The sequence below is a fragment of the Sphingomonas sp. genome (assembly GCF_017745215.1).
Classification (GTDB): Bacteria; Pseudomonadota; Alphaproteobacteria; order Sphingomonadales; family Sphingomonadaceae; genus Sphingomonas.
This window is the reverse complement of the sequence record NZ_JAGHZV010000007.1, coordinates 1-25,632: the sequence shown is the minus strand read 5'-3', so window position 1 is coordinate 25,632 and position 25,632 is coordinate 1. Positions and strand designations below refer to the sequence as shown.

The window sequence follows — 25,632 nt, the reverse complement described above, 5'->3', positions numbered from 1 at the left end:
TTCAGGGCCGGGGACCGACCGTGACCTCGCTGGTGAAGGTCATCGGGATGGGCGGCGCGTCGGGCACGTTGACCACCACGTCGAAGCGGTTGGTGGTGGTATGCGCGCGCAGCATCGTGCCGGTGGCGCGGTCGATCTCGACGCGGAAGCCGAAATGGCCGGTGCCTTCGATGAGGAGCTCGCGACCGGGGATGGCGGTGCGGTCGGTAAAGCTGATCGTCATCGAATCGGGTGCCCAGTCGATCGCGGCGATGCCGCCGTCGAGCGCGGCGAAGCGCGTGGTGCCGCCCGCCGCCTGGCTGTCGGTGGTGATGCCGAGCCGGTCCTGCACGATCCTGAAGGGCTCGAAGCGCTGCGAGTCACCGGGCTTGGCGAGGCTCGCGAGGCCGAATTGCGGCGAGGCCTGGATGAGGGCGAGGTTGAGCAGGTCGGTCATCGAGAAATAGAGCTCGCGCGGGGCGCAGAGCGCCATGAAGTCGGCGCCGAGCGTCTCGGCGGTTTGCTTCGAGATCGGGTAAAGCGTGACGCGGGCGAGTTCGCCGGCGCCGGCGTGGAGCGCGGTGCGGCAGGGATCGTCGACTGCGATCGGAGTGTAGGTCCCGCCTTCGCTTTTCCAGACGGCGCGGACCACGGCGACGGCGCCGCCCTTGCCGTCGGCGACCAGGTCATAGTCGATCCGCGCGCCGCGATCGGGCTGGCTCGGGATGTGCTGGACCGACTCGTAGCGATAGGCGTGCGTGCCCGCCTCGGGCACCCAGCGCTGCGCCGCGGCGGGCGTGGCGGCGGCGGTTGCGAGCAGCGCGGCGATCGACAGTGCTTTGGGCATCGAATGCCTCCCTTCTGTCCAGCCATCTACTTTGAATCGTCATCCCGGCGAAAGCCGGGACCCAGGGCCGCAAGCAACGCCCTCCGCAACCCTGGGTCCCGGCTTTCGCCGGGATGACGGCTTGTGGAGATCAGGGCACCCGCCCGATGCGCTGCTCGAGCCAGCGCGCGGCGGCGTCGGGGCTCGCCTTCGCCTGGTCGCGGTCCACCCGGTAATTGGCTTCGCGCATCGCCTCCACGGGAATCGCGCCGACCAGCGGCTCGAGCGCCGCCTGGAAGCGCGGATCGTTGGCGCGCGCCGGAGCGAGCAGCAGGATCGCGTCATAGCCTGGGATTGCGCCCTTGGGATCGCTCAGCACCGCGAGCCTGTCCGCGGCGATCCGCCCGTCGGAGGAGAAGGCAGGGATCACGTCCGCCTCGCCGCTTTCGAGCGCGCGGTACATGAAGGTCGGCTGATAGGGATGCGCCGATTTGAAGCTCAGCCCATAGGCGGTGCGCACCGCCTTCCATTCGGGCCGCTCGAGGAACTCGACGTCGGTGGCGAGGTCCAGCGCGGGGGCATGGCGCGCGAGATCGGCGAGCGAGACGATCCCGAGCCGCTTCGCATCGGCGCCGCGCATCGCGAAGGCATAGGCGTTCTCGAAGCCCAGCGAGCCGAGCAGCGTCACGCCATGCTGCGCCCTCGCCCATTGGCCGACGCCCGCGACGATCGCATCGCGCGGGGGCACATCGGTGCGCTTCATCTCGTTGGTCCAGATCGTGCCCGAATAATCGACATAGACGTCGACGTCGCCGCTCGCGAGCGCGGCGAAGGCGACGACCGAGCCCAGCCCCTCGCGATACTGGACCTTGTACCCCGCCGCCTCGAGCCGGTGGCCGATCAGCCGCGCGAGGATATATTGTTCGGAGAAGCCCTTGGCGCCGACGACGACGGTCTTCTGCCCGCCGGGGAGGACCGGCGTCAGCGCGACGAGCAGCGCGGCGGCGAGCGTGCCGAGGCTCGCCCAGACGAGGATGCGCTTGCGCCGCGCGATGCCATATTCCGCGAGCCCGAGCAGCGCATCGACCGCGAGCGCCAGCCCCGCCGCGGCGATGCAGCCGGCGAGGACGAGCGTCCAGTTCTGCGTCTGGAGGCCGGCGAAGATCAGGTCGCCGAGGCTCGGCTGGCCGACGGTGGTGGCGAGCGTCGCCGCGCCGATCGTCCACACCGCGGCGGTGCGGATCCCGGCCATCAGCACCGGCGCGACCAGCGGCGCCTCGACCCAGAGCAGCTTCTGCCACGGCGTCATCCCCACGCCGTCGGCCGCCTCGAGCACGGCGGGGTCGAGAGTGGCGAGGCCGGTGACGCCGTTCCTCAGGATCGGCAGCAGCGCATAGAGCATCAGCGCGAGCAGCGAGGGCAGGAAGCCCAGCGCCGGGATGCCGCCGCCGACCAGGGCCGAGAGCGACAGCAGGATCGGATAGAAGAGCGCGAGCAGTGCGAGGCTGGGGATCGTCTGGACGAGGCTCGCGAAGCCGAGCGCGATACGGCCGACCGCCTTGTTGCGCGCCGAAAGGATCGCGAGCGGCACGCTGATCACCAGCCCCAGCAGCATCGCCGCAAAGGCGAGCAGGAGGTGCTGGGCGAGCAGCTCGGGGACGCGCGCGAAGGCGGCGGTCATCGTTCCAGCTCCGCCAGCCGGTGCGCCTGCTCGCGCGGTACCGCGACCAGCGCATCCGCCGCCGGCCCGCCCTTGCCGGCGAGCAGTTCGTTTGGGGAAGCGTCGGCCACCACGCGGCCCGCCTCCATCACCAGCACGCGATCGGCGAGGAGCAGCGCCTCGGCCATGTCGTGGGTGACCATGATCGTGGTGAGGCCGATGCGGTCGTGGAGCGCGCGGATCGCCTTGCCGAGCGCGTCGCGCGTGACCGGGTCGAGCGCGCCGAACGGCTCGTCCATCAGCATCAGCCGCGGCGCCGAGGCGAGCGCGCGCGCCACGCCGACGCGCTGGCGCTGCCCGCCCGACAGCGCATCGGGCATCCGCCCCGCCATCTCACGCGGCAGCTCGACGAGGTCGAGCAGCTCGGCGACTCGGGCAGCCGTGTCGCGCCCGTCCCTGCTGCTGGAACCGGCGAGGCGCAGCGGCACCGCGATGTTCTCGCCGACGCTCAGGTGCGGGAATAGGCCGGTGTTCTGGAAGACGTAGCCGATCCGCCGCCGGAGCTGCGGCGCAGGGACGGCGCTCACGTCCTCGCCGCCGATCAGGACTCTGCCCGCGCTCGGCTCGATCAGCCGGTTGACCATCTTGAGCAGCGTCGACTTGCCCGATCCGGAGGCGCCCACCAGCGCGACGAAGCTGCCGCCCGCCACTTCGAGCGATACGCCGTCGACCGCCGCCACGCCGCCCGCGTAACGCTTGCCGACATTTTCGAAGGTCACGCTGCGCGTTTGCTCTGGCATCGCCGCCGTTTGTGCGGGATGACGGGGCAAAGGTCAAAGAGCCCGGATTCGAGGAGTGGGTATGGCAGAGAAAGCGATTTTCATCACCGGTGGCGCCTCGGGAATCGGGCTTGCGGTCGCGAAGCTGTTCGCGTCGAAGGGCTGGCGCGTGGGCCTCGCCGACGTCAACGCCGCGGGGCTGGAAGCGGCACGCGCGGGCTTCGCGCCCGACAGGATCTCGACGCATGTGATGGACGTGCGCGACCGCCACCAGTGGCAGGAATCGCTCGGCGCCTTCACGGCACTCAGCGGCGGGCGGCTCGACGTGCTGTTCAACAATGCCGGCATCGCGGTGGGCGGCGAGTTCGCGACGACCAGCTTCGAGGACATCGACCGGATCGTCGGCATCAACCTCACCGGCGTGATCAACGGCGCGCGGATCGGCTATCCCTTCCTCAAGGCGACCCCGGGCGGCGCGGCGCTGGTCAACACCGCGAGCGCGGCGGCGATCTACGGATCGGCGGGGCTGGCGCTCTACGCCGCGACCAAATTCGCGGTACGCGGGCTGACCGAGGCGCTCGACGGCGAATGGGCGGCCGAGGGGATCAAGGCGCATGTGCTGATGCCGAGCTTCATCGACACGCCACTGCTCGACACGTTGAGCCACGGCTCGAACCGCACCGCGCGCGAGAGCGTGAAGGCGGCGGGGCTCGAGTTCACGCCGCTCGACACGGTGGCGCAGGCGGTGTGGGATTCGGTCCACAACGACAAGGTCCATGCGCTGGTCGGCAAGACCGCCAGGCGCCTCGCCTTCGCCGCGCGCTGGATGCCCGGCGCGATCCGCAAGCAGACGCGGCGGCGGATGGGGATGGATATTTGACTTCGCCCCGCATCCGGGCTTTCGCGGGGAGAACGGTTCCGGGCTGACGGGAGAGGCCGATGGAAGAAGACGTTATCACCCCGATCGAGATCGCCAACGGTCCCTATCGGGCGCAATTGCTCAATCTCGGCGCGGCGCTGCGCCGCCTCGACGTCCCCGGCCGCGACGGCAAGCCGGCCGACGTCACCCTCGGCTACCGCGACCTCGCCGAATATCAGGCGCACCCGCGCTTCTACGGCGCGGTCGCCGGCCGCTACGCCAACCGCATCGGCGGCGCGGCCTTTACCCTCGACGGCCAGGCCTTCCACATCCCCGCCAACAACGGCGCGAACAACCTCCATTCGGGGCCCGGCGGGTTCGACCAGGTCTTCTGGCACCTGAAGGCGCACGACGGCCATTCGGCAACCTACAGCCACCAGAGCCCCGCCGGCCACAACGGCTTCCCGGGCAACCTCGAGGCCGAAGTCACCTACACGCTCGAGCGCGACGGCCTCGCGATCCGCTTCCGCGCCGCGACCGATGCGCCGACGGTGGTGAACCTTACTCATCACGCCTATTTCAACCTCGAGGGCGAAGCGAGCGCCAGCCAGATCCTCGACCATTGGCTCCAGATTCCTGCGAGCCGCTACACGCCCACCGATCCCGGCCAGATACCCACCGGCGAGCTCGCCTCGGTCGAAGGCTCCCCGCTGGACTTCCGCACCCCCAAGCAGCTCGGCCGCGACATCGGCGCCGACCACCCCGCGATCGCGATCGGCCACGGCTACGACCACAACTTCGTGCTCGACGCGCCTGCAGGCACGCTCCGCCGCGTCGCCACCGCCTGGGACCCGACCAGCGGCCGCGTCCTCGAAGTCCATTCGGACCAGCCCGGCGTCCAGCTCTACACCGGCAACCATCTGGCGGGGGGCGCCCAGGGCACCTCGGGCGCCACCTACCCCGCGCGCGGCGGCTTCTGCCTCGAACCCCAGAAATTCCCCGACAGCCCAAACAAGCCGAACTTCCCCTCGTCACGCCTCGACCCCGGCCAGATCTACGAGCACAACATGGCGTTCCGCTTCCGGCTGGCCGCGAGCGTGGCGGAGGCGTTCGGGGGCTGACCCGCCTCCACCCCATCCGTCGCCCTGAACCTAGGGCATCATCGATTGCGGAACGGGCCTTCTCCCCCTCAGACGTCATCCCGGCGGAAGCCGGGACCCAGGGCCGCGAGCGACGACTTCCGTAACCCTGGGTCCCGGCTTTCGCCGGGATGACGGTTGGAGGCCCCATCCGCCTCTCAATTGAGGACACACCGAAGCTCAGCACGGCGATCGAAGAGGGATGGGGCCAAAGAAAAGGCGCCGGGACTCCCGCCCCGGCGCCTTCTTCAATGCAAACCCAAAAACCCGATCAGCCGATCACCGGCTTCCCGTCCACGCGCCGAGGGATGCCCGCGCCGGCGTCGCTCAGCTCGACCGGGAGCAGCTCGGCCGGCAGGTCCTGGTAGCTCACCGGCCGCAGGAAGCGGTCGATCGCCAGCGTGCCCACCGAGGTGCTGCGCCCGTCGGCGGTCGACGGGAACGGCCCGCCATGGACCATCGCGTCGGTCACTTCCACGCCGGTCGGCCAGCCGTTGGCGAGGATGCGGCCCACCTTGGTCTCGAGCAGCGGCACCAGCTTGCGCGCGAGATCATAGTCCGCCGGATCGAGATGCACCGTCGCGGTCAGCTGGCCCTCGAGCTGCGGGATCACCGACAGCATCTCCTCGACATCGGCGCAGCGGATCACGACGCTCGACGCGCCGAACACTTCCTCGCTGTAGTGCGCGACATCGGCGAGGAAGTCCTTCGCCGAGACCGAGAAGAGCGCCGCCTGGCCGCAGGTCGGGCCGCCGGGCTCCTGGCCCTGCGCGAGCTGGCTGAGCGCCGGCGACGACGCGAGCTTGGCCACGCCGCTCTCATAGGCCTTGTGGATGCCGGGGGTGAGCATCGTCTGCGCCGGCGCCACGCCCACGGCATCGGTCGCCGCGGTCAGGAAGCGATCGAGCGCGGGACCCTCAACGGCGAGCACCAGCCCGGGGTTGGTGCAGAACTGCCCAGCCCCCATGGTCAGCGAGCCGACGAACGCCGGGCCCAGCGCCTCGGCGCGCGCCTCGAGCGCGGCCGGCAGCAGGAAGACCGGGTTGATGCTGCTCATCTCGGCATAGACGGGGATCGGCACCGGCCGCGCCGCCGCGAGCTTCATCAGCTGGGTGCCGCCGCCGCGCGAGCCGGTGAAGCCCACCGCCTTGATCCGCGGATCGGTGACGAGCGCCTGGCCCACCGAATTGCCGGGGCCGTTGATCAGGCTGAACACGCCCTCGGGCATGCCGGTCCTGACCGCGGCGCGGGTGACCGCGCCGGCAACCAGCTCGGCGGTGCCGGGGTGCGCCGAATGGCCCTTGACCACCACCGGGCAGCCCGCCGCGAGCGCGCTCGCGGTGTCGCCGCCGGCGACCGAGAAGGCGAGCGGGAAGTTCGACGCGCCGAACACCGTGACCGGGCCCACCGGCACCATGCGCAGCCGCAGGTCGGGCTTGGGCGCCGGCACGCGATCGGGGATCGCATGGTCGACCCGCGCGCGGAGGTATTCGCCGAGCCGCAGCTCCCTGGCGAACAGCCGCAGCTGGTTGGCGGTGCGGCCGCGCTCGCCGGTGAGGCGCGCCTGGGGCAAGCCGGTCTCGGCCATCGCGCGCTCGACCAGCGCGTCGCCCAGCGCCTCGATCTCCTCGGCGGCCGCTTCGAGAAACTCGGCGCGCTTCTCGCGCGGCAGGTTCGAATAGATCGGGAAGGCAGCGTCCGCCGCCGCGCAAGCAGTCTCGACATCGTCGAGCGTCGCGACCGAGAAGCTCGGCTCGATCTCGGCGCCGGTCGCGGGCGAGACGGCCTTGAACCCTTCGCCGCGCCCAACGCGCTTCGACGCAATGAACAATTCGCCGGTCAGCGCCATGGCCCCATTCCTCCTGAGTGTTTCGCCGGAAAAGTTAGCGGTAACAATTTGCCCGCACCATCTAGGCGCTGGCCGCCCGGCATTCAACCGTCCGCGCGCGCGAGAAGCGATCGGAAGCGCGGGCCGGGGCGCCTTATCTGGTGTCCTTGCCACCCCCGTCGCGCGCGCGCTTCGCCGCGCCGAGCGCCTGGCGCGCCTCGAGCGTGTCGGCGCGGCCGCGGTCGACCAGGCTCGCCATCGCGTCGTGCGCGCCCTGCGCATCGCCCGCCGCCACTGCCTGGTAGACGCGGACATGCTCGGGCAGCGCGTCGCGCGGCGCCGGCAGCCGGCGCTGCTTGAACGCGGTGGTGAGCGCGATCGCGGTCGCGACGCCGGTGGTCAGCGAGATCACGAAATCATTGTGCGAGGCATCGAGCAGCGCGGCGTGGAACTCCTGGTCCGCCCGCCGCCCCGCCTCGGTCGCGAAGCCGTGCTCGGCCATGCCGTTGAGCCCATTCTGCATCTGAACCAGCTGCTCCTCGGTGCGCCGCATTGCCGCCAGCCGCGCGGCATCGGGCTCGACGATCCGGCGCAGCTCGAAGAGATGCTCGATCAGCTCGGGATCGGGCTCGGCTTCGAACATCCAGCCGAGCACGTCGGGATCGAGGAGATGCCAGGCGTTGCGCGGGCTGACCTGCGTGCCGATCTTCGGCCGCGACTGGACGAGGCCCTTGGCGGCGAGGATGCGGATCGCTTCGCGGTATGCGGTGCGCGAGACCTTGAACCGTTCGCTCGCCTCGATCTCGCCTTCGAGCAGCGCGCCCGGCGCCAGCTGGCCCGAGACGATGCGGATGCCGAGCTCGCGCGCGACCGTGCCGTGGAGCCGAAGCGATCTCGGCTTTCCCTGGCTGGATCGGGCGCTGGCGATGCGCATGCGGCTGCGCAATTCAGGCTTGCCGCCGGCGGGCGCGGAAGGAGGTGCAGCCGTCCATTCATCCATATCCTAGTGACTAGGATTTCTGCGGGCCAGTGCCAAGCGCTACGGAGCGCGATGCAGGTCGGCCGGGAAGGCTGGCGGAGACGCCGGGATTCGAACCCGGGGTACCCCCTTAAGGGTACGACGGTTTAGCAAACCGCTGGTTTCAGCCACTCACCCACGTCTCCGGAAGAACGGCCCGAGCGCGCGGCTATAGCGGGCGAGTTTCGCCCGATCAACAGCGATCCGCGTGCCAATTGCCAGCCGGTCGCCCGCCATCCGCCACCGTCCGAGCGCGAATTCGACTCGGGTCGTCGCCTGTTCATTGCCGCGACAGGCGGGCGGGTATAGCGATCCGCAGCATATGGTAAGGGGATTTGGGCAGATGCGCGCGCGGACGCTGGTGCTTTGGGCGGCGGTTTTGCTGGGTGCGGCTGCGCCCGTGCAGGCGCAGGTGACGCCGATCGATCCCAATACGGGCATCGATTCGGACCTCTCGGGCCGGCACCCCGCGTCCCCGCCGCAATCTCAGCCGCAGTCCGTCCCGGCGCAGGATCCCTATTCGGCCCCGGCGCCGTCGGACCCCTATGCCGCGCCCGCCCCCGCCGATCCCTATGCCGCTCCGGCACCTGCCGCGCCGCCGCAGGACCAGGCCCGGCTCAGCGCGCGCCGCAATGTCGGCAACACCTATGGGCGCGACGACCTGATCTCCGCCGCCGAGGGCGTGTTCGGCAAGGGCGCAGCCGACGTCGCGCGCCTCATCGAGAACATCCTGCGCGACCAGGGCGAGCCCAACGCCTATATCGCCGGCCGCGAAGCCGCGGGCGCCGTGGTGGTCGGCCTGCGCTACGGCTCGGGCGAGATGTTCCACAAGGTCGAGGGCGAGCGCCCGGTCTATTGGACCGGCCCGTCGGTCGGCTTCGACCTCGGCGGCGACGCCACCAAGGTGTTCGTGCTCGTCTACAATCTCTACGACAGCCAGGATCTCTACAAGCGCTTCCCCCAGGCCGAAGGCCGCGTCTATGTCGTCGGCGGTTTCTCCGCGAGCTACCTGCGCCGAGGCAGCGTGGTTCTGATCCCGGTGCGGCTCGGCGTCGGCTGGCGGCTCGGCGTGAACGCCGGCTATATGAAGTTCAGCGAGAAGAAGCGCTGGCTGCCTTTCTGAGCACGCATCCCTTTCGCGCTCCGTAACCTTCGCTCAACCCGGCTCGGCTAGCATCGGTGCCCGATGCTGCCCCTGGCTCTTCTCGCGCTCGCGCTCGTCAACCTGGTGACGCTCCTCGTCTGGCGCCATGACAAGGCCAGCGCGATCGCCGGCAGGCGCCGCGTCCGCGAGTCCGATCTCCTCACCCTCGCGCTGATCGGCGGCACCCCCGCCGCGTTCCTCGGCCGCCACCTCTTCCGCCACAAGACGCGCAAACAGCCCTTCTCGACCCATCTGATGCTCGTCGCCGTCATCCAGGCGGGCGCGATCATCGGCCTGCTGATGCCGCCGCTCCCGGCCTGATCGCGCGGATCATGTCGGCGACCGCCCAGGCCGCGCCGACCAGTGCCAGGTTGATCGCATTGCCGCCCCATGCAAGGTGCGTCCCCGGCCACGGCGCGAGCTGCGGCAGCCACACCAGCAGCCCGAAGCCGACGAACATCGCCACCACCAGCCGCGCCGCGAGCAGCGCCCGCACACCGGAAAGCAGCGCCAGCCCCGCAAGCGCATGAAAGGCGCCGGTCGCGATCGCCCAGCCCTCCCCGCTCGGTGGCAGCCAGCCGGGCACCATCGCCGCGGTCTCCTTGACGTAGATCCAATGCGCCACCCCGAACACGACGAGGCAGGCCCCGAACCCCAGCCGGCACGCCAGCGCCAGCCGCGCCCCGCCCGACCGCAGCGCCACCACCGCACCCCCGCCGATCACCAGCGCGAGCTGCTCGGCCAGCCCCAGCCATGTCCCGAAGATCGCCGGATAGCCCGCCACCCGGATCGCCCAGAGCACCGCAAAGGCGGCGTAGAGGCCGGCGGGGATCAGCGCGATCGTCCGCGGCGCGCGCTGGAGCTGGAGCAGCCCGCCTGAGGCGATCAGCAGGAACGCCGCGGCATAGGCCAGCGCCATCCGGTTGGGCAGATCCTCGGGCACCGGCTGCCAGGTCGTGGCGAAATCGCCCCACACCAGCCCGACCACCCCCAGCGCAATCGCCGCGACGCCATAGGCGCGGATTCCCGGTGCCATCATGCCCCCTCCTCGCGCCGGGTCATTACCGGCGCGGCGGGATTGTAACCTCGTCTGCGGTTCTAGGCATCCCCTTCAGAAGAGGTGAACCGCTTGGCGGTCTGGATCAAGCGCCGATAGTTCTCCGGTCTGGCGTAGGAATCGTCGGGCAGATTGGAGCGAATTCGCGCGATCATTGGATTGATCAAATTTGCTGGTGAAGAACTTACGTTTTCAAGCTCCTCATCATGCAACCTCCTCGCTTTGTCGATCTCAGCCGCCAGTTTATCGGGATGCCACAATGCCGGTGATTTATTGGTCCTCGCGATTGCGACATGCCATTTTGGATCTGCTTGATCGCTCGTCGGGAGCGAGACGTTCGTCATATGGGCGATGATTAGCGGTATCAGATAGACTAGAAGCAACTTGTTCGAGGCGGTCAATGCTGCACTCGTCTGAAGCATCTCCATGAGCTGGAAAGCATCGCGCGCCTTCAAGCCATAAGCATCCATATAGGCCGCGATGAAGGAGCTCGCATCATAGGAATCGGGAACCAGACTGCTGGTCGACACGATCGGCGGATGTACTAATCGCTGTGTCGGGATGACCAAATCCTGGAAGAGCTTGTCGATCAGCGGCTTCAGCGGCGCATCCCGCAGCGCATAGCGCCGGCTGAAAAAGCGCCGAAGATAGGCATTTCCATCGAATCCAGTCCCATAAGCCGCCGTCACCGAATGCGCCAGTTGCTCGCCATGCAGCCCAAGCACAAACGCGACCCCCGCCACGTCGAACAGATGCTTCACTTCCTCCAACAGCTTGATGGCATAGGTCGGCCGGCATCGGTCGAGCTCGTCGATGATGATCGTCACCGGCAGCTTCATGCCCGCGGCGACCAGCGCCTCGACGATCTCGCCGAGCCCTTCCTTCATCTCGCGGATCGCCTGCTGGCCCTCGCGAAAGCGCTGGATGCGCGCTTCCATGCTCGGCGTGGCGATCTCGCCGAGCGCCTTGGCAGCATCGTCGACCATGCCGGCGCCCGCGCCCTTGAGCGCGTCCTTGTCGATGTCCCTGGCCACTTCGCCGGCCTTGTCCAGCTCGCTGCCCAGCGCTTCGGCCGCGCCCTGGGTTATCAGGAAGCCCACACCACGCTTGAGCAGGCCGGTTCCGACGATCTTGGCGACGCGACCCGCCTTGGCGCGAAATCGCGCGAGGCCCTCCGCAACGTCGCGATCCTTCTCGATCCAGGGTTCGAGCGCCGTCTCCAGCGTCGCGGCCAGCGCGACCATCGGCTCGTCTTCCAGGTCGTCCACCCAGGCATCGACGAACGCCACGGCGTGCTCGGTCGCGGCCATGTGGCGCGCCAGACGGCGCAGGAAGAAGGTCTTCCCCTGTCCATAGCTCGCGTCGACCGCGAGCACATAGGCATGACCATCTTCGCGGATCGAAGGTCGCGCCGTGACGCTTTCAAGAAAGCCGACAAGATCTTCGGCCTCGCCGCGGCGACCGAGCAGGTCGCCGTCCCAGATTTCGTCGAGCGTTTCCATGCCGGAACTTTAGCGATGACGATCGCTGGCTGTAAATCCGCTCGCTAGTTCGATCGGTGCGCCTTCACCCGAACTCCACCGCCTCGAACCGCACCGGCCGCCCCACCGCCGAGTTCGCCAGTTCGGCTTCCCACATCACCCGGTTGCCGCGCACGATCGTCCCCACCGGCCTCCCCGTCAGCGTCATCCCGGTGAACGGCGACCAGCCGCAGCGCGATGCCAGCCAGTCTTCCTCCACCGTCCAGCGCGCCTTCAGGTCCACCACCGTGAAGTCGGCGTCATAGCCGACTGCGATCCGCCCCTTGCCGGCGATCCCGAAGATCCGCTGCGGCCCCGCGCTCGTCATGTCGATCACCCGCTGCAGCGTCGTCCGCCCCTCCGCCACGTGGTTGAGCATCAGCGGCAGCAGCGTCTGCACGCCCGGCATGCCACTGGGCGATGCGGGATAGGCCTGCGCCTTCTCCTCGCGCGTGTGCGGCGCATGGTCCGATCCGATCACGTCGGGCACGCCCTGGTTGAGCCAGTGCCACAGCCCGTCGCGATGCGCGCCCGATCGGATCGGCGGGTTCATCTGCGCATGGGTGCCGAGCCGCGGATAGGCGTCCTCGCCTGCCAGCGTCAGATGCTGCGGGGTGACTTCGCAGGTCGCGATGTCCTTGTTCTGCCCCAGCAGCTCCAGCTCCGCGGGCGTCGTCACATGGAGCACATGGATCCGCCGCCGCGCCGCGCGCGCCAGCCCCAGGATCCGCCGCGTCGCCAGCATCGCGCTCTCGTCGTCGCGCCACACCGGGTGCGACGACGGATCGCCCGCCACGCGCTCGCCCAGCCGGTCCTGCATGCGGAACTCGTCCTCGGCGTGGATCGCGACGCGGCGATGCCCCGACGCCAGCACCCGCGCCAGATTGGCGTCGTCCGAGACGAGCAGGTCGCCGGTCGACGCCCCCATGAAGATCTTCACCCCCGCCGTCCCCGGCAGCCGCTCGAGCTCGGCCAGGCTCGCGGCATTGTGGTTGGTCGCGCCGACGTAGAAGGCGTGGTCGCACCACATCCGGTCCTTCGCGCGCGCCAGCTTGTCGGCGATCGCGTCGGCGCTGTCGGTGTTGGGCTTGGTGTTCGGCATCTCGAACACCGCGGTCACCCCGCCGAGCACCGCCGCGCGGCTGCCGCTCTCGAGGTCCTCCTTCTGCTCGAGCCCGGGCTCGCGGAAATGGACCTGGCTGTCGATCACGCCCGGCAGCACGTCGAGCCCGGCGCAGTCGATCGTCTCGCCCGCGTCGCCCACGCCGCCGATCGCGACGATCCTGCCGCCGCTGACGCCGACATCCGCTTCCACCGGTCCGCCCGGCAAATGCACGCGCCCGCCCGTGAGCTTCAGATCGACGATCATGGCAGCCTCTTTCGCCTGAGTTTCAGGCCTCCTACCTTGCAGGCATGAGCGATACCACCCCAGCGACCCGGCTTTCCGACCGTGCGTTGCTTCGCGTCGGCGGCGAGGACGTCCGCGGCTTCCTCCAGGGCCTGGTGACGCAGGATCTCGCCGCGGTGGCGCCGGGCAAGCCGCAATGGGCCGGGCTGCTCACCCCGCAGGGCAAGGCGCTGTTCGACTTCATCCTCTGGGACGACGGCGACGCCATCCTGATCGACTGCGAGGCTGACCAGCGCGAGGCGCTCGCCCGGCGCCTGTCGATCTATCGCCTGCGTCGCCCGATCGCGATCGAGCCGATCGAAGGCAGCGTCCATTGGTCGCGCGACTCCGGCGAGGGCGTCCCCGATCCGCGCCTTGCCGAGCTCGGCCACCGCTGGCTCGGGGACGCCGGAAGTACGCCCGCCGACGCCGCCTGGCGCGCGCATCGCCTGTCGCTCGGCGTGACCGAGGGCGCCGCCGAGCTCGGCCAGGACAGGACGCTCTGGCTCGAATGCAACGCCGCCGAGCTTCATGGCGTGAGCTACGCCAAGGGCTGCTACATCGGCCAGGAGAATACCGCGCGGATGCATTATCGCGCCAAGGTCAACCGCCGCCTCGTCGTCGCTCCGCTCGCCGATCCGGGCGACCGCACCCGCGCGATCTGGCCCGGGCTCGGCCTGATGGTCGAGCTGCGGCGGGTTGAGGATCTGGGCGATGCGCTCGTGCCGGTCTGGCTGGCGGACGCGCTGGCGGCGCCGGTGGAAGGCGCGGCCGAATGACGCTCGAGACCGTCACGCTCTGGCGCCCGGTCGGCCCGGAGGAGCTCGCGCTGATCCGCGACGCGGGCATGCGCGCCTTCCCCTCGCGACTGCCCGGGCAGCCGATCTTCTATCCGGTCGTGACCGAGGAGTATGCCGTGAAGATCGCGCGCGACTGGAACGTCCGCGACAGCGGCGCGGGCTATGTCACGCGCTTCGAAGTCCGCGCCGATTTCCTCGCGCGCTATCCGGTGGAGGAGGCTGGCGGCCGCGCGCACCGCGAATATTGGATTCCGGCCGAGGATCTCGATTCGTTCAACGCCGCGATCGTAGGGACGATCGAAGTCACGCACGAATTCGGCTGAGCGGCGCATGCGGACGATCGCCGGAGACCTGCTCGCGTTCGCCCGCAAGGGCGGGTTCGACGTGATCGTCCACGGCTGCCACTGCACCGTAGGCAAGGGCATCGCGCTGGCGATCCGCCGGCAAGTTCCCGAAGCCCATGCCGCCGATTGCGCGACCGAAAGGAGCTCGCGCGAAAAGTCTGGCGACTATTCGGTGGCGCGGTCCGGGCGCGATGGAAAGCGGTTCACGCTCGTCAACGCCTGTACTCAGTTCGACTGGCGCGGTCCGGGCGTGAAGGCGGACGATGCGGCGATCCGCGTGGCGATGCGTGCGGTGGCGCGCGAGTTCAGCGGGGCACGGATCGGCTATCCCGGGATCGCCGCGGGGCTCGCCGGCGGCGACTGGTCGATGATCGGCGCGATCATCGAGGAAGAACTGGCCGGGCTCGATCATTGCCTCGGCGAATTCGCACCTTGATCGGCGCGCGTGATGGTTGCCGGCTGGAAGATGGCCAGGACCCGCGCCGAAAGGCCCATAGGATGAGCGCGAAGAAAACTCGCATCATGTATATCGAAGACAAGAGCGAGGGGCTCAACGGCCCCGCGCGCACCGGGCGCGTCGCCTTTTCGAGAACCGGCCAGTCGCTCCACTATGCCGGCCGCATCTACCAGCGGCTCGGCGGCCAGGGCTTCAAGGCGAATTATTTCGACGTCGAGACCGGCGCGCACGTCTGGATCTCGGGCCCACGCAAGGACGGCCGCGACCGACTCCATGAGCGAAGCACCAGGCCGGTCGAAATCGATCCCGACGTACAAGCGGAATATTGGAGGGATATCCGCGGCGGCTGAGTCCGGCGCCGGGCCCGGCCGGCCGGAACAACGCCGCCGCGACAGCCCGATCGCCACAACCCCAAAAAACGAAAAAGGGAGGCCGGTTTCCCGACCTCCCCAATTCGTGTCAGCCCTTTCGGACCGGCGTGGCTTACTGGCCCGAACCCGGACCGTAAGTGATCTCCACGCGGCGGTTCTGGAGCTCGCGGACGCCGTCGGCGGTCGCGACGCGCGGCTTGCTCTCGCCGAAGGCCTCGGTCGAGATCACGCTGTCCGGAATGCCGCGGGCGCTCATATACGCCTTCACCGCATCCGCACGGCGCTGCGACAGGCCGACGTTGTAGCTCGCCGAACCCGAACGGTCGGCGTGGCCAGCCAGCATGACCTGGGCGTTGCCGCAGTCCTTGTAGTTGCTGATGGCGTTGTCGAGGATGCTCGAAGCTTCCGCCGTGATGTCCGACTTGTCCCAGTCGAAGAACACGATGTACGGCCCAGGCGTGCACTGCACCACTTCCGGCGTGGGCGTCGGCTCGGGAGTCGGCGTCCAGGTGGGCGTCGGAGCCGGCGGCGGCGGCGGCGGGGCAACCGGCGGAGGCGGCGGCGGCGCGCCGAAGTTGAAGGTCAGGCCACCCAGGATCGAGTGCGAACGGAAGCGGCCGCTCCAGGTCCGGCCCGCGATGTCGACCAGGTCGACGCCGGTGGCGTTGAAGAAGCGGTACTTCAGCGAAACGTCGATCGTGCTGGTCAGCGGCGCGCGGACACCCGCGAACGCCTGCCAGGCGAAGACGCTCTTGCTGTCGTCGAGCGTCGAGCCATAGGTATTCAGCTCGAGGTTCTCCTTGACGCGGGCGATACCCGCACCGCCGCCGACGAAGCCGCTGAGGACGTCGTCGTCACCGAAGTCGAGCATGCCGTTGACCATGAAGCTGAGCGCGCTCGAGCTGCCGCCGGCATAGTTGAAGGTACCCGGCAGCGCGCCGCTGAGCGCACCGCTCGAGTTCAGGACCGGCGTGTTCAAGCCCGAGCTGAAGCTGGAGATCGAAGCCTCGCGATAGCCGACCTCGGCTTCCGCGCGGAAAGCGCCGAAGTCGTAACCGACCGACGCATCGACGTCCCAGCCGGCCTTGTGGTCGATGTTCGCCGCGCGCGGCGTGGTTCCGATGTCGAACTGGATATCCTCGACGAGCATCGCGCCGCCTTCGACACCCACGTACCACGCATCGTCGCGGGCGAGAGCGGGCGTGCTGAGCGCGGTCGTCGCAAGTGCCAGTATGACGGCAAGCTTCCGCATCTTAATCCCCTTTCTTGGTTGTCACTACGGACAGCGCAAACTCCCTACCGAAAGGAAGGTTTCGGCGCAAGCGAACAAATCCGGGGACTGTTGCACGTTCGTCACAGGTTAGCCGGGATCGACAAGCCCATGTTCCCGCATCGCAGCAAGGATTTGCGCGATCGTCGATCGCGCTTCCGCATCGACGACCGAACCGCCCGAAGGGTTCCCGATCGCTGCGGCCTGCGGGCCCACCACCTGCACCCCCTCGACGATCAGCCGCCCGTGCGCCTCGCCGAATCGCCATTCGCCGCCCGAATGCAGCGCGAAGCCCGCGGGATCCGCGATCCAGGCGCGCATCCCCTCCGCCGCCGCGACGAACCGCCAGCCCGAGAGGGTCCAGCACGCGAGCGCGCCGGCGTGCCCGCTCCAGGCGCCGCTCGGCGAGGCGCCGACGATCCAGCACTGCCCGGCCGCGGGATCCGCGGGCGGCGCGTCGAGCCCCCCGGCGACGGCGCACGCCTGCACCGCGGCGTCGAGCCGGACCAGCGCTTCGTTATGGAACATTTCCTTCTGCGCCTGCCCCGGCTCGAGCAGCGGCAGCGCCAGGCGGTCGGTCGAAGATCCGGTCATGTCAGGCTCCTTCCAGCGATTCGAGCATCAGCACCGCGGGCAGCGAAAGCCCGTGCGAGCCCGCCTGGCACACGCTCACGGCGCACGCTCCCGCGCGATCCGCCGCGCTCAGCGTCACCAGCGGCTCGGCGACCGCCTCGGTCCGCGCCACCCCACCCTCGGGCATGATCGTCACGCGCCATGCCTCGCGTTCCTCGCCCAGCGGCACGTCGGCGCCGTCGGTCCAGCGCCACCCGATCCTGCTGCGCCGCACCCACCGCACCGCGGTGCCGCCGCCCTCGAGGCGTTCGGCCGCGAGATGCACCGGCGAAGGCGGCACCACCGACCGTCCGGACACCGAAGCGCTCGCCGCGTCGCTCCCGCTGTCGCCGCTGCCCTGCGCCTGCACCGAGACGGTCCCGCCCAGCGCGGACTCCGCGAGCTCGATCGCCGCCACCGCATCGGCCTCGACCAGCACGAACCGGTCGCCCTCGGCCTGCAGCCCCGCCGCTGCCTCGGTTCCGCGCCGCCCGCGCCACAAGCGGCTCAGCCGCCAGCGATTTCCCCCGAGCGGCTCTGCCCGGCCGAACTGGAGCAGCTCTTCGCCCGCCATCGCCAGGTTCACGCCCGCGTCGAGCGCCGCATCGTCGGCGTCGCCCAGCACCATCCCCTCGTGCAGCAGCTCGACTTCGACCGACCCCGCCAGATCGGCAAGCCCCGACCTTGCCGCCCCCGGCGCCACGACGATGTGCCCCATCACCGCCGGCAGCGCGCTCACGCCCGCGGGAGACCAGCTCGCGCCATCCATGCTGGTGAGCAGCGCAGCGCTGCGCCATCCCGATCCGGTTCCCGCCGTCGCCACCGCGAGCCGGGGTGCGCTCGCCAGGCTGCCGTCGAGCGGCATCAGCTCGAACGCCGCCACCCGCGTCTCGCCCAACGCCAGATCGGGCGCGGGCAGCACGCGCCCGCCGCTCGCGTCCGCCGCCATCGTCGCCGGCGCCACCGCCACGCAGTCGAGCGCCACCACCATCGCCTCGAGCGACCAGCGGTCGACCCGCCACACCCCCGGCGCGCCCGCGATCGTCACGCGCGCGCCCGGCACGATCCCGATCGCGTCCCAGCCGAGCGCGAGGCTCCGCCGCTCGCGTTCGATATCGAGCCGCGCCAGTGCCGTCTCGGCGATCGTCTTTGCGCCGCTCGCATCGATCGCCGCGGGCAGCTCGAGCCGCGCCTCGCGGATCCCCGGCCCCGGCCGCGCGGCACGCTGCACGCCCGTCTGATAGTCGCGCGCCGGGTCGTAATGCGCGAGCGTCAGCGACCGCGGGATCGCGTCGACCGCCGCGATCGAGCGACTCCCCACTGCCCCCGTCCTGCCCGCCGCGCGCATCCCCAGATCCGCCAGCGCGATGCCGTCGCCGCTCCCGCGCCGCAGCACCAGCGCGCGATCCTCGAGCCCGAACCAGCCGCAATCCGCCCCCGCCAGCGTCTCCGCAACCGCGCGCACGCTCGCGCCGCTCGCCGCGAAGCCGCCGAGCGGCTGCGAGCCGTCCTCGCTCGCCAGATCGCCCCCGCCGATCTCGGCCAGCACCGAACCCGCGCTCACTGCATCCGCGTCGGCGGTCACTTCGAAGGTCAGCGACGGGATGCGGTTCCCGAAATCGCCGAGCTCGAGATCCTCGAACACCGCATAGGCGATCCCGCGATGCGCCGGCGCCATCCCCACCCCCTCGGCGGAGGCGATCAGCGGATCCGCCGCCTGGTCCTCGCCGCCCAGGTGCAGACGGAAGCCGCACCGCGTCTTGAAGTCGCCCGCGCTGCCGCGCAGCAGCTTGCCGTCGGCCCAGATCCGACCCACGCCCAGGATCGCCCGCGCCGAAAGCGCCACCGCGAACGACGCGGTATAGGAATAGCTCGTCGTCGTCGGCTGCCCCTTGCCGCCCGACTTGCTGCGGTGCTCGATCAGGTCGGTCGACCAGATCACCGATCCCGCGACGCGCATCGTCCCGAACAGCTTCGGGATCTGCGTGCCGTAGGACGAGGTTTGCACCCCCAGCTCGGTCAGCCGCGGGCCGTCGCGCCCCTTGGGCTTGAACAGCACTTCGCGGTCGATGAAATTGCCGATCTGCGCGCCGATCATCGCCCCCGGCGGGCCGCCGACCACCCCGCCGACGACGGTGAGCACCAAGGTCGCCATCTCAGCCTCCCTCAAAACGCCAGCACGAAACCAGGGGCCAGGGCGGCACCCCCGGCCGCTCGACCACGCGTCGCAGCATCGCGTCGGCGTGGACGATCCCGTCGCCGCTATCGATCGCGAGGTGAAGCTGCCCGGCGCCGACGCGCAGCAGCAGCAGATCCCCCGCCCGCGCCGTCTCGACGCGCGTCAGCCCCGCCGACGCCAGCGCCGCGCAAACCGCCTCGGCATCGCCCTGCCGCAGCGCATAGCCGCTCGGCACCACGCCCTCGAACCCCTCCGCCCTGAGCGCCAGCGCTGCGAGCCCGACGCAGTCGAGCCCGCTCGCCCTCTCGCGCCCGTGCAGGCGGAACCGTGCGCCCACGACCGTGCGCGCCGCCGCGAGCGCGCGTTCGCCGCTCATCCGCCCGGATAGCGCGTCAGCAGGTCGATCCCCGGCAGATAGGGTTCGCCGCGGAAGTTGAGCGCATTGCCGAACCGTCCCGCGCACGTCGCCAGGCGCTTGTCGCACCCCTCGATCAGCTCGACGAGCGCGCCCTCGCCATCGAACCGCGGTGGCCGCCGCAGCGTCACCTCGCTCCCCTGGGACCGCGCAATCGCATCCTCGAGCCCCGAATTCGCCCCCGAAAACCAGCGCAGCCGCCCCCCGCCTTGGCCGTTCGCCACGCTCTCCTCGGCGTCGAGCGTCAGCACCGCGCCGTCCACCGCCATCACCCTCGCAAAGCGCCGCCGTCCCGCCATCGCCACCCGACAGCGCGCGTCGCCCAGTTCGGCCCGGCATTCGGCGGAAGTCTCCTCGACCACCGGCCGCTCGAGCCCCGCCGCCAAGCCGCGCAGCTCGGCGGTGAGCGTGCCCCCGCGCGTCTCGACCGCCCCGATCGTCCCTTCGCCCAGAACCACCTGCTCGCGCGGATCGGTCCAGTCGGTCGCGAAGATCGTCACCCGCGCGCCGTCCCAGCGCCCCGCGAGCAGGTCCGCCTCGCTGATCGCGCTCGCAGTCAGCGCGCCGGCGACGTCCATCGTCCCCGCGTCCAGGTCGGCGCTCCGCGTGATCGCGCTCGGCGTCATCCCCGGCGCGGCGCGATAGACGAGCCCGTCGATCGCCAGGTCGCGGTCGTGCGCGGTCAGCCCGATCGCCACGCCGTCGCGCCGCTCGACCCGCCAGCACAGCGCGACGGTGGTCAGCGGCCCCTCCAGCCACGCGGTCACTCGCGGATCTCCACCAGCGGCACGCTCGCCGCCGCGCCGGCGAGGAAGCTCGCCCGGCTCACGCTCAGCCGGTCCTCGGCGAACCGCACGGGTACGTCGAACAGATAGCCCGCCGTCACCTCGATCCCATCGCCCGGCGCCGCATCGAGCGTCACCACCCCGCCATCCCCCAGCACGAACCCCGACGTCTCGGACCCACCCACCGCGACGCGGACGCTCCCGCCAACCGGTCTGGTGATCCGCCGTTCGACCTCGCCGTACCGCTTCACCAGCGCGAAGCTTCGGGCCGATCCGTCCCCCACTCCGATCGCCTGGTCGCGGGCCCCCGGCGCCTCGCCGCCCGAGCTGAAGTCGAACGGATCGCGCAGCCGAAACCCCCTCGCAGGCCCCATCCGCGCCCGGAAGAAGCCGAGCAGCGCGGCGATGTCCGCTTCCGATCGCACCCCCGGCCCAACGTCGTAGCTGGTCCGCGCCTCGGCCCATTCGGCGTTCCTGGCCTCATGCCCGCCCGCGCTCGTCACGATCGCGGTCGAAACTTCGGGCGCGACCTCCGCGTCGCGCCCCAGCGCGATCGGGAACAGCACGTCGTCGAAAGGCGTCACGTCGCTCTCCTGGTCGAAATGGACGAAGCCGTCGCGGATCGCCTGGGGCAGCGCCCAGACGAGGCTCGCCGCCACGCCGCGCCGCCGCGCGAGCTCGGCCGCGGCATCGATCGCCGCCCATTGCCCGCGGTCCCCGGGGTGCAGCACGAACCCCGCGAAATAATGCTGCTCGGCTGCCGGATAGCCCAGCCGGGCCTCCGCCGCCGCCACGCCGGCCTCGCTCGCCGCGACGTTGCCGGCCGCCGCCCAGTCGTAATCCTCGAGCTGGAGCACATCGAACGCCGGCCGCGCGAACCCCAAGGGCATGTTCGCCCGCCGAGCCTCGGGCGCCCGCGGATCGAGCAGGGTCGGCAGGTAGAGCAGCAACAAGGTCTCCGCCCCCGGCGCCGCATCGAGCACCGCGTCGCGCAGGCTCAGCACCGCCGCCGCCAGCAGCTCCCCCGCCGCCTCGAGCACCGCCGCCTCCGGCGTCCCGAACAAATTCTGCTCGCCCGGCCCGCCCAGCGCGGCCGAAGCCGCCGCGTCGTGGATGCAAAGCCGCCCGTCGGCCATCACCCACCACCAGGGCTCACCGACCTGGAAACGCACCTCGAGCCCCGCCGCCAGCGCGATCGCGACGAACGCCGCCGCCACCTGCCGCAGATACCCCATCGCCCCGCCATGCGCCGGCGAGAGCAATGTGGAGGGCGGCTCCCACCCCGTCCGCGCCGGCGACCCGTCCGCCGCGCGCTGCTTCCAGTCGTTCCAGCAATGCCGGTCGAGCAGCTCGAAGCTCAGCGACCAGATCACGCCATAGCCCAGCGCCTTCGCCCGCGCCGCAAAGTCCGCATGCCATGCCGCGCACGGCGCGTTGAGCACGCCCCCCGCGAGGCTCGCATAATAGCCTCCGCCGGCCGCCTCGAGCCGGAAATAATGGCTCATCCCCACATAATGGACGAGGGACCCGCGATACCCCAGCTGCAGCGCGTTCCGCAGCACGCGCGCTGGCGTGAGGTGATAGCAATCGTCATAGCCGTTCGCGATGCCGATCGCATGCTCGGGCACCACCGCGTCGCCGATCGCGAGCACCGCCCCCGGCCCCTCGCACACCAGCCCGGACAGCTCGACCCATCCCTCCACCGGCGCATCCAGGGCGGCATCGCTGCCGCTGAACCCCGGCGGCACCAGCGACACGAACATCCGGTCGACGTCGCCCGCCCACACCGGATCGGCCTCGCCCGGCAGCAGGAACCCGCCGTCGACCGCGGCGAAGTCGATCGCCACCGCCGCGTCCTCGGCGTCGCCCTCGGCGTAGTTCCACAGCCGCACATACCAGGCCCGCGCCTCGCCCGCGGCGTCGCGCCCCTCGATCGTCAGCACCGGGCCGTTGACCGCATCGAGCGCCATCACGCCCGAGGACCGCCAGCGAAACCGCAGCCGGCACCCGCGAAAGTCCCGGCTCGTCGCATAGCTCAAGAGCGGATGGTCCCAGCGGTCCTCGGCTTCCCAGATCAGCCCCGCCAAGTCGTCCTGCCGGTAGAACACGGCATCCACCCGCAGTGCGTCAGGCGCGGTCGCCACCACCGAGGCCATCATCGGCCGCGGGAAGTTCACCGTCCAGAACCGCGGATCGAAGCGCGACACCACGCCCTCCGCCTGCCCCCTTCGGGCAGCGCACAGCCAATGTCCCATCAGCCCACGCCGTCCAGCGCCGCCTTCACGGCCCGCGCAACCTGCCGGCTCGATTGCTCCAGCGCCCGCGGTGCCTCGCCCGCGCCGGCGTTGACCGTGATCGCCACCCGCACTTCGCGCGCGCCCGCCGCCGACGCCGGCGCCACTTGCCCCGCGCTCGCCGGCACGAACAGCTCGGGCCCGCGCTCGCCGACCCAATAGGGCCGCCCGGGGCTCACGGCCCCGCCGGTCGCGCGTCCTGGCGATCCGCCGAACAGCGACGAGAGGATACCGAGCAGCCCCATCCCCAGGCCGCCGCCGCCGCTGCCGCCGCCCAGCCCCGGCACCCCCAGCGAGCTCAGCCCCGCCTGGAGCGCCGCCGCGGCGATCTCGTTCATCACCGACAGCACCGTGCGCTTCAGGTCCTCGAACCCGAACTTGCCCGTCCGAATCGCGCGCGACAGCGCCGCGTCGATCGCCTGCCCCGCGCGCTCGGCGCCCGCCGCCAGCGGCCCGTCGAGCACGCGCCGCATTTCGGCCACGTCGCTCGCGAACCCGCGCGTGTCGGCGCGCACGCTCACCACCAGCCGCTCGATCTCTTCATCCATCGGGAAACGCCTCCTTGAGCCGTGCCACCAGCGCCGCATCGCCGGGCTCGCCTTCCTCGCCGCGCAGCGCGTCGACGAGCGCACCCAGCTCCGCCGGCGTCGCGCGCCAAAAGTCGTCGGGCGCCCAACCGAACAGCGCGCCCGCCAGCCCCGCGAGACGCCGCGCCTGCTCCGCGAACCGCATCACCGTCCCGCCAGGATCTGCCCGACCAGCACCTTGAGCGCCGGCGTCGCCGCTGCGAGCCCGCCCGCCGCCACGCCCTCGCCGAAGCCTTCGCGGGTCAGTCCCTCGGGCCGCTCGGCGAGGCAATGCCAGAACAGCGCGACCATCTCGCCCAGCCCCAGCCTGCCGTCCGCCGCGCGCTCGACCATCGCGAACAAGGGCCCGATCTCCTGCTCCGCCGCGACCAGCGCCGCGAAGCTCGGCCGCAGCACCAGCACGGCGCCGCGAACCCGAATCTCCGCCTCGCCGCGCACCGGGTTCGCGCTCACGCGTTCACCACTGCGCCCGAGCTCTCGAGGCTCAGCGTGTAGGTCCGCTCGCCGTTGAAATCCCCCGCATAGTCGAGCCGCGTGACCAGGAACCTGCCGGTCATCGTCTCGCCGCTCTCGAAGGTCAGCCGATAGTCGTCGAGCACGCCCGACAGCGCATTGGCCTTCACCCGCGCCTCCGCCGCCGATCCGGTGAACACCCCCGCGCCCGACACGCTGACCGACCGCACCCCCGCGCCCGACAGCAGCTCGCGCCACCCGCCCGAATCCTTGCTGGTGATCGTCACCGCTTCGCCGTTGATGCCGAGCTGCGTCGTCCTGAGCCCGGCGATCGTCGCATAGGCCACCGGCGACCCGCCATTCCCCACCTTGAGCAGAAACGCGCTCCCCTTCTCCGCTGCCATCTTCGCCTCCTGTCAGCCCGCCTTGAGCATTCGCACCTGAAACTCGCTCACCCCGCGCCAGCCCTCGCGATCGCGCACGATCCTCGAGCGCACGAAGCCCAGCGTCACCACGCGCCACCCCTCGCCCAGCTCGGCCGGCATCGCCGCCAGCGCATCCTCGACCGCGCCCGCCAGCGCCCGCAGCCGCTCGGGCCGCTCGCCGCCGTCGAACAGCGACACCGCCAGCCGCCCCTCGCGCCCGGCCATGTCCTTGGTCCCCCAGTCGACGAGCACCGCTTCCTCGACCAGCGCATAGGGCCGCGCGGCCCGCACCGGCGGTGCGTCGAACACGCCGGTCAGCGCCTCGGCAAGCGGCGCATGCCCCGCGAGCGCCCCCTGCACCGCGCCCTGGAGCAGCGCCTGCACGCTCATCGGAACCACCCCGCGATCCAGCGCAGCGCCGGATCCTCGATCAGCCCGCGCCCACGCACGACCACCTGGTCCTCGCCCGCCTCGACCCCCGCGCCCGGCAGCGCCTCGCCCAGCAAGACCACCAGCCGCGCCACCGCCCGCGCCACGCCGCTGCGCCCGATCGCCTCGGCGCGCGCCTCAAGCCGCTCCATCATGCCGCATGCTCCCCTTCAGCGAGCCGCAGCCGCCGGAACGGCCGCCACAGCGCGCTCACCGCCGCGGGCGGCGCGGCATCGGCGTCGCGATGCTCGAAGAGATGCGCGACGAGCAGCACCGCGCCCTGGCGCAAGGGCGGCGGCAGGTCGCCCCAGCCCGCCGCCGCCCCGGCGCCCAGCGTCACGCGGACTCGTCGCGCGTCGCCCGGCACCATCACGCGCACCCAGCCCTGCCCTTCGGCATCGATGTCGATCGCAAAGCCGTCCGCTGCGAGCAGCGCAGCCGCACCATCGGCCGCCACTCCCTCGACGGCAGTGATCGCCGTCACCGGCGCCACGCCCAGCTGCTGCCAGCACGCCGAGACGGGCAGCAAATCCACCCACGCTCGCGCGATCCATGCCGAGCCGGTGAACGCTTCCCCCAGCCCCAGCGCGCTCGCCGCGAGCGTGTCGATCAGGTCGTCCTCACTGTCGCCGGCGATGCGCAGATACGCCTTGGCCGCCTCACGCGCAGCCGCGATCGCCGCACCCGGAAAGGCCGGTGCGTCCATGGTTTCCTCCTTTGGAAATGCCCCCGATCCTCCCCCAGCCTGCTGGGGAAGGAACGTCAGTCGACCGAAGCGTCTTCCACCTCGAGCACCAGCCCCTCGCCCGGATCGTACGGCGTCACCCCGTCCCATTCGATCCGGTTGACCACGTCGCCGTCCTGCACCACTCGATACACTGCCATCGCCCCCTCCTCAGCCGAAGTACCAGACCAGCCGCGCCTCGCCGCGCCCGCCGGCCCCGCCGGTGCCGCTGGTGAAGCCCGTGTCCGCCGCGCTCCCGCCGCCGCCGCCGCCGCCCGGCGCGCCACCCGC

General features: G+C 70.8%; 30 protein-coding genes and 1 tRNA gene. 8 read left to right on the top strand and 23 right to left on the bottom strand.

Annotated elements, in window-relative coordinates:
- Position 1 precedes the first annotated feature (1 nt).
- The 3 genes from J7495_RS08775 to J7495_RS08765 all read right to left on the bottom strand — a co-directional run bounded on the left by J7495_RS08775 (position 2) and on the right by J7495_RS08765 (position 3,265).
- A complete protein-coding gene (locus tag J7495_RS08775; protein WP_294056104.1) occupies positions 2 to 826 on the bottom strand; it encodes a hypothetical protein in 825 nt (274 codons plus the stop codon).
- A gap of 130 nt (positions 827 to 956) precedes the next feature.
- The gene (locus J7495_RS08770; protein ID WP_294056103.1) at positions 957 to 2,486 is read right to left on the bottom strand and encodes an ABC transporter permease/substrate-binding protein; all 1,530 of its coding nucleotides are present in this window, start codon (positions 2,484 to 2,486) and stop codon (positions 957 to 959) included.
- Positions 2,483 to 3,265, bottom strand: a complete 783-nt coding sequence (locus tag J7495_RS08765) for an ATP-binding cassette domain-containing protein (RefSeq protein WP_294056102.1) — start codon at positions 3,263 to 3,265, stop codon at positions 2,483 to 2,485. Before J7495_RS08765 ends, J7495_RS08770 begins: the two co-directional genes overlap by 4 nt.
- Positions 3,266 to 3,326: 61 nt before the next feature.
- Between J7495_RS08765 and J7495_RS08760 the strand changes: the two genes are divergently transcribed.
- Both J7495_RS08760 and J7495_RS08755 read left to right on the top strand, forming a co-directional pair.
- Entirely contained in the window at positions 3,327 to 4,124 is a 798-nt protein-coding gene (locus J7495_RS08760; RefSeq protein ID WP_294056101.1) for an SDR family oxidoreductase, read from the top strand.
- Between the two features lie 59 nt (positions 4,125 to 4,183).
- Positions 4,184 to 5,224, top strand: coding sequence for an aldose epimerase family protein (locus J7495_RS08755; protein WP_294056100.1), 1,041 nt, complete (start codon positions 4,184 to 4,186; stop codon positions 5,222 to 5,224).
- Between the two features lie 289 nt (positions 5,225 to 5,513).
- On the opposite strand, the gene J7495_RS08750 is transcribed toward J7495_RS08755, so the two are convergent.
- The 3 genes from J7495_RS08750 to J7495_RS08740 all read right to left on the bottom strand — a co-directional run bounded on the left by J7495_RS08750 (position 5,514) and on the right by J7495_RS08740 (position 8,234).
- Positions 5,514 to 7,091 carry an aldehyde dehydrogenase (NADP(+)) gene (locus J7495_RS08750; RefSeq protein ID WP_294056099.1) on the bottom strand — a complete coding sequence of 526 codons (1,578 nt, stop codon included), beginning with the start codon at positions 7,089 to 7,091 and terminating at the stop codon, positions 5,514 to 5,516.
- Between the two features lie 133 nt (positions 7,092 to 7,224).
- Entirely contained in the window at positions 7,225 to 8,004 is a 780-nt protein-coding gene (locus tag J7495_RS08745) for a FadR/GntR family transcriptional regulator (protein ID WP_294056098.1), read from the bottom strand.
- A gap of 138 nt (positions 8,005 to 8,142) precedes the next feature.
- Positions 8,143 to 8,234, bottom strand: a tRNA-Ser gene (locus J7495_RS08740).
- A gap of 197 nt (positions 8,235 to 8,431) precedes the next feature.
- On the opposite strand from J7495_RS08740, the gene J7495_RS08735 reads away from it, so the two are divergent.
- Together J7495_RS08735 and J7495_RS08730 are read left to right on the top strand one after the other, a co-directional pair.
- The gene (locus J7495_RS08735) at positions 8,432 to 9,211 is read left to right on the top strand and encodes a DUF1134 domain-containing protein (protein WP_294056097.1); all 780 of its coding nucleotides are present in this window, start codon (positions 8,432 to 8,434) and stop codon (positions 9,209 to 9,211) included.
- Positions 9,212 to 9,274: 63 nt separating this feature from the next.
- Positions 9,275 to 9,553 carry a DUF1294 domain-containing protein gene (locus tag J7495_RS08730; RefSeq protein WP_294056096.1) on the top strand — a complete coding sequence of 93 codons (279 nt, stop codon included), beginning with the start codon at positions 9,275 to 9,277 and terminating at the stop codon, positions 9,551 to 9,553.
- Here the strand turns inward: J7495_RS08730 and J7495_RS08725 are convergent.
- From J7495_RS08725 to J7495_RS08715, 3 genes are all read right to left on the bottom strand, one after another.
- Positions 9,519 to 10,271 carry a hypothetical protein gene (locus J7495_RS08725; protein WP_294056095.1) on the bottom strand — a complete coding sequence of 251 codons (753 nt, stop codon included), beginning with the start codon at positions 10,269 to 10,271 and terminating at the stop codon, positions 9,519 to 9,521. The two genes, J7495_RS08730 and J7495_RS08725, sit on opposite strands and share 35 nt — an antisense overlap.
- Positions 10,272 to 10,330: 59 nt before the next feature.
- On the bottom strand, positions 10,331 to 11,791 hold the full coding sequence (locus tag J7495_RS08720) for a P-loop NTPase fold protein (protein WP_294056094.1): 1,461 nt from the start codon (positions 11,789 to 11,791) through the stop codon (positions 10,331 to 10,333).
- 64 nt (positions 11,792 to 11,855) lie between these two features.
- Positions 11,856 to 13,178 (bottom strand): dihydroorotase, encoded by a 1,323-nt coding sequence (locus tag J7495_RS08715; RefSeq protein WP_294056093.1) that lies wholly within the window; start codon positions 13,176 to 13,178, stop codon positions 11,856 to 11,858.
- Positions 13,179 to 13,222: 44 nt separating this feature from the next.
- Between J7495_RS08715 and J7495_RS08710 the strand changes: the two genes are divergently transcribed.
- From J7495_RS08710 to J7495_RS08695, 4 genes are all read left to right on the top strand, one after another.
- Positions 13,223 to 13,975, top strand: a complete 753-nt coding sequence (locus J7495_RS08710) for a folate-binding protein (protein WP_294056092.1) — start codon at positions 13,223 to 13,225, stop codon at positions 13,973 to 13,975.
- Complete coding sequence (locus J7495_RS08705) at positions 13,972 to 14,319, top strand: hypothetical protein (RefSeq protein WP_294056091.1); 348 nt, start codon at positions 13,972 to 13,974, stop codon at positions 14,317 to 14,319. Before J7495_RS08710 ends, J7495_RS08705 begins: the two co-directional genes overlap by 4 nt.
- Positions 14,320 to 14,326: 7 nt before the next feature.
- The gene (locus J7495_RS08700) at positions 14,327 to 14,776 is read left to right on the top strand and encodes a hypothetical protein (RefSeq protein WP_294056090.1); all 450 of its coding nucleotides are present in this window, start codon (positions 14,327 to 14,329) and stop codon (positions 14,774 to 14,776) included.
- Between the two features lie 62 nt (positions 14,777 to 14,838).
- A complete protein-coding gene (locus J7495_RS08695; protein ID WP_294056089.1) occupies positions 14,839 to 15,147 on the top strand; it encodes a 1-deoxy-D-xylulose-5-phosphate synthase in 309 nt (102 codons plus the stop codon).
- A gap of 133 nt (positions 15,148 to 15,280) precedes the next feature.
- On the opposite strand, the gene J7495_RS08690 is transcribed toward J7495_RS08695, so the two are convergent.
- From J7495_RS08690 to J7495_RS08625, 14 genes are all read right to left on the bottom strand, one after another.
- Positions 15,281 to 16,420, bottom strand: coding sequence for an OmpA family protein (locus J7495_RS08690; protein WP_294056088.1), 1,140 nt, complete (start codon positions 16,418 to 16,420; stop codon positions 15,281 to 15,283).
- Between the two features lie 108 nt (positions 16,421 to 16,528).
- The gene (locus J7495_RS08685; protein ID WP_294056087.1) at positions 16,529 to 17,032 is read right to left on the bottom strand and encodes a DUF2793 domain-containing protein; all 504 of its coding nucleotides are present in this window, start codon (positions 17,030 to 17,032) and stop codon (positions 16,529 to 16,531) included.
- A gap of 1 nt (position 17,033) precedes the next feature.
- Positions 17,034 to 19,205 (bottom strand): phage tail protein, encoded by a 2,172-nt coding sequence (locus tag J7495_RS08680; RefSeq protein WP_294056086.1) that lies wholly within the window; start codon positions 19,203 to 19,205, stop codon positions 17,034 to 17,036.
- Between the two features lies 1 nt (position 19,206).
- Complete coding sequence (locus J7495_RS08675; protein WP_294056085.1) at positions 19,207 to 19,605, bottom strand: peptidoglycan endopeptidase; 399 nt, start codon at positions 19,603 to 19,605, stop codon at positions 19,207 to 19,209.
- Positions 19,602 to 20,411, bottom strand: coding sequence for a DUF2163 domain-containing protein (locus J7495_RS08670; RefSeq protein ID WP_294056084.1), 810 nt, complete (start codon positions 20,409 to 20,411; stop codon positions 19,602 to 19,604). Before J7495_RS08670 ends, J7495_RS08675 begins: the two co-directional genes overlap by 4 nt.
- Positions 20,408 to 22,684: a DUF2460 domain-containing protein gene (locus tag J7495_RS08665; protein WP_294056083.1), complete on the bottom strand. Its 2,277-nt coding sequence runs from the start codon at positions 22,682 to 22,684 to the stop codon at positions 20,408 to 20,410. Before J7495_RS08665 ends, J7495_RS08670 begins: the two co-directional genes overlap by 4 nt.
- Positions 22,684 to 23,271, bottom strand: coding sequence for a tail tape measure protein (locus J7495_RS08660; protein ID WP_294056082.1), 588 nt, complete (start codon positions 23,269 to 23,271; stop codon positions 22,684 to 22,686). The genes J7495_RS08665 and J7495_RS08660 overlap by 1 nt, the downstream gene beginning before the upstream one ends.
- A complete protein-coding gene (locus tag J7495_RS08655) occupies positions 23,264 to 23,455 on the bottom strand; it encodes a phage tail assembly chaperone (RefSeq protein WP_294056296.1) in 192 nt (63 codons plus the stop codon). Before J7495_RS08655 ends, J7495_RS08660 begins: the two co-directional genes overlap by 8 nt.
- Entirely contained in the window at positions 23,455 to 23,763 is a 309-nt protein-coding gene (locus tag J7495_RS08650) for a gene transfer agent family protein (protein WP_294056081.1), read from the bottom strand. Before J7495_RS08650 ends, J7495_RS08655 begins: the two co-directional genes overlap by 1 nt.
- The gene (locus J7495_RS08645) at positions 23,760 to 24,167 is read right to left on the bottom strand and encodes a phage major tail protein, TP901-1 family (protein WP_294056080.1); all 408 of its coding nucleotides are present in this window, start codon (positions 24,165 to 24,167) and stop codon (positions 23,760 to 23,762) included. Before J7495_RS08645 ends, J7495_RS08650 begins: the two co-directional genes overlap by 4 nt.
- Positions 24,168 to 24,179: 12 nt before the next feature.
- On the bottom strand, positions 24,180 to 24,578 hold the full coding sequence (locus tag J7495_RS08640; RefSeq protein ID WP_294056079.1) for a DUF3168 domain-containing protein: 399 nt from the start codon (positions 24,576 to 24,578) through the stop codon (positions 24,180 to 24,182).
- Positions 24,575 to 24,772 carry a hypothetical protein gene (locus tag J7495_RS08635; RefSeq protein WP_294056078.1) on the bottom strand — a complete coding sequence of 66 codons (198 nt, stop codon included), beginning with the start codon at positions 24,770 to 24,772 and terminating at the stop codon, positions 24,575 to 24,577. The genes J7495_RS08640 and J7495_RS08635 overlap by 4 nt, the downstream gene beginning before the upstream one ends.
- On the bottom strand, positions 24,769 to 25,323 hold the full coding sequence (locus J7495_RS08630) for a hypothetical protein (protein WP_294056077.1): 555 nt from the start codon (positions 25,321 to 25,323) through the stop codon (positions 24,769 to 24,771). The genes J7495_RS08635 and J7495_RS08630 overlap by 4 nt, the downstream gene beginning before the upstream one ends.
- A gap of 56 nt (positions 25,324 to 25,379) precedes the next feature.
- Entirely contained in the window at positions 25,380 to 25,502 is a 123-nt protein-coding gene (locus tag J7495_RS08625; protein WP_294056076.1) for a hypothetical protein, read from the bottom strand.
- Between the last annotated feature and the right edge of the window lie 130 nt (positions 25,503 to 25,632).

Coding starts and splice junctions, on each gene's coding strand:
- J7495_RS08695 (WP_294056089.1), top strand. CDS start 14,839: ATGAGCGCGAAGAAAACTCGCATCATGTATATCGAAGACAAGAGCGAG.
- J7495_RS08690 (WP_294056088.1), bottom strand. CDS start 16,420: ATGCGGAAGCTTGCCGTCATACTGGCACTTGCGACGACCGCGCTCAGC.
- J7495_RS08685 (WP_294056087.1), bottom strand. CDS start 17,032: ATGACCGGATCTTCGACCGACCGCCTGGCGCTGCCGCTGCTCGAGCCG.
- J7495_RS08775 (WP_294056104.1), bottom strand. CDS start 826: ATGCCCAAAGCACTGTCGATCGCCGCGCTGCTCGCAACCGCCGCCGCC.
- J7495_RS08710 (WP_294056092.1), top strand. CDS start 13,223: ATGAGCGATACCACCCCAGCGACCCGGCTTTCCGACCGTGCGTTGCTT.
- J7495_RS08715 (WP_294056093.1), bottom strand. CDS start 13,178: ATGATCGTCGATCTGAAGCTCACGGGCGGGCGCGTGCATTTGCCGGGC.
- J7495_RS08720 (WP_294056094.1), bottom strand. CDS start 11,791: ATGGAAACGCTCGACGAAATCTGGGACGGCGACCTGCTCGGTCGCCGC.
- J7495_RS08770 (WP_294056103.1), bottom strand. CDS start 2,486: ATGACCGCCGCCTTCGCGCGCGTCCCCGAGCTGCTCGCCCAGCACCTC.
- J7495_RS08625 (WP_294056076.1), bottom strand. CDS start 25,502: ATGGCAGTGTATCGAGTGGTGCAGGACGGCGACGTGGTCAACCGGATC.
- J7495_RS08645 (WP_294056080.1), bottom strand. CDS start 24,167: ATGGCAGCGGAGAAGGGGAGCGCGTTTCTGCTCAAGGTGGGGAATGGC.
- J7495_RS08730 (WP_294056096.1), top strand. CDS start 9,275: ATGCTGCCCCTGGCTCTTCTCGCGCTCGCGCTCGTCAACCTGGTGACG.
- J7495_RS08750 (WP_294056099.1), bottom strand. CDS start 7,091: ATGGCGCTGACCGGCGAATTGTTCATTGCGTCGAAGCGCGTTGGGCGC.
- J7495_RS08760 (WP_294056101.1), top strand. CDS start 3,327: ATGGCAGAGAAAGCGATTTTCATCACCGGTGGCGCCTCGGGAATCGGG.
- J7495_RS08675 (WP_294056085.1), bottom strand. CDS start 19,605: ATGAGCGGCGAACGCGCGCTCGCGGCGGCGCGCACGGTCGTGGGCGCA.
- J7495_RS08725 (WP_294056095.1), bottom strand. CDS start 10,271: ATGATGGCACCGGGAATCCGCGCCTATGGCGTCGCGGCGATTGCGCTG.
- J7495_RS08655 (WP_294056296.1), bottom strand. CDS start 23,455: ATGCGGTTCGCGGAGCAGGCGCGGCGTCTCGCGGGGCTGGCGGGCGCG.
- J7495_RS08735 (WP_294056097.1), top strand. CDS start 8,432: ATGCGCGCGCGGACGCTGGTGCTTTGGGCGGCGGTTTTGCTGGGTGCG.
- J7495_RS08660 (WP_294056082.1), bottom strand. CDS start 23,271: ATGGATGAAGAGATCGAGCGGCTGGTGGTGAGCGTGCGCGCCGACACG.
- J7495_RS08705 (WP_294056091.1), top strand. CDS start 13,972: ATGACGCTCGAGACCGTCACGCTCTGGCGCCCGGTCGGCCCGGAGGAG.
- J7495_RS08680 (WP_294056086.1), bottom strand. CDS start 19,205: ATGGCGACCTTGGTGCTCACCGTCGTCGGCGGGGTGGTCGGCGGCCCG.
- J7495_RS08745 (WP_294056098.1), bottom strand. CDS start 8,004: ATGCGCATCGCCAGCGCCCGATCCAGCCAGGGAAAGCCGAGATCGCTT.
- J7495_RS08640 (WP_294056079.1), bottom strand. CDS start 24,578: ATGAGCGTGCAGGCGCTGCTCCAGGGCGCGGTGCAGGGGGCGCTCGCG.
- J7495_RS08665 (WP_294056083.1), bottom strand. CDS start 22,684: ATGGGACATTGGCTGTGCGCTGCCCGAAGGGGGCAGGCGGAGGGCGTG.
- J7495_RS08755 (WP_294056100.1), top strand. CDS start 4,184: ATGGAAGAAGACGTTATCACCCCGATCGAGATCGCCAACGGTCCCTAT.
- J7495_RS08700 (WP_294056090.1), top strand. CDS start 14,327: ATGCGGACGATCGCCGGAGACCTGCTCGCGTTCGCCCGCAAGGGCGGG.
- J7495_RS08635 (WP_294056078.1), bottom strand. CDS start 24,772: ATGATGGAGCGGCTTGAGGCGCGCGCCGAGGCGATCGGGCGCAGCGGC.
- J7495_RS08630 (WP_294056077.1), bottom strand. CDS start 25,323: ATGGACGCACCGGCCTTTCCGGGTGCGGCGATCGCGGCTGCGCGTGAG.
- J7495_RS08765 (WP_294056102.1), bottom strand. CDS start 3,265: ATGCCAGAGCAAACGCGCAGCGTGACCTTCGAAAATGTCGGCAAGCGT.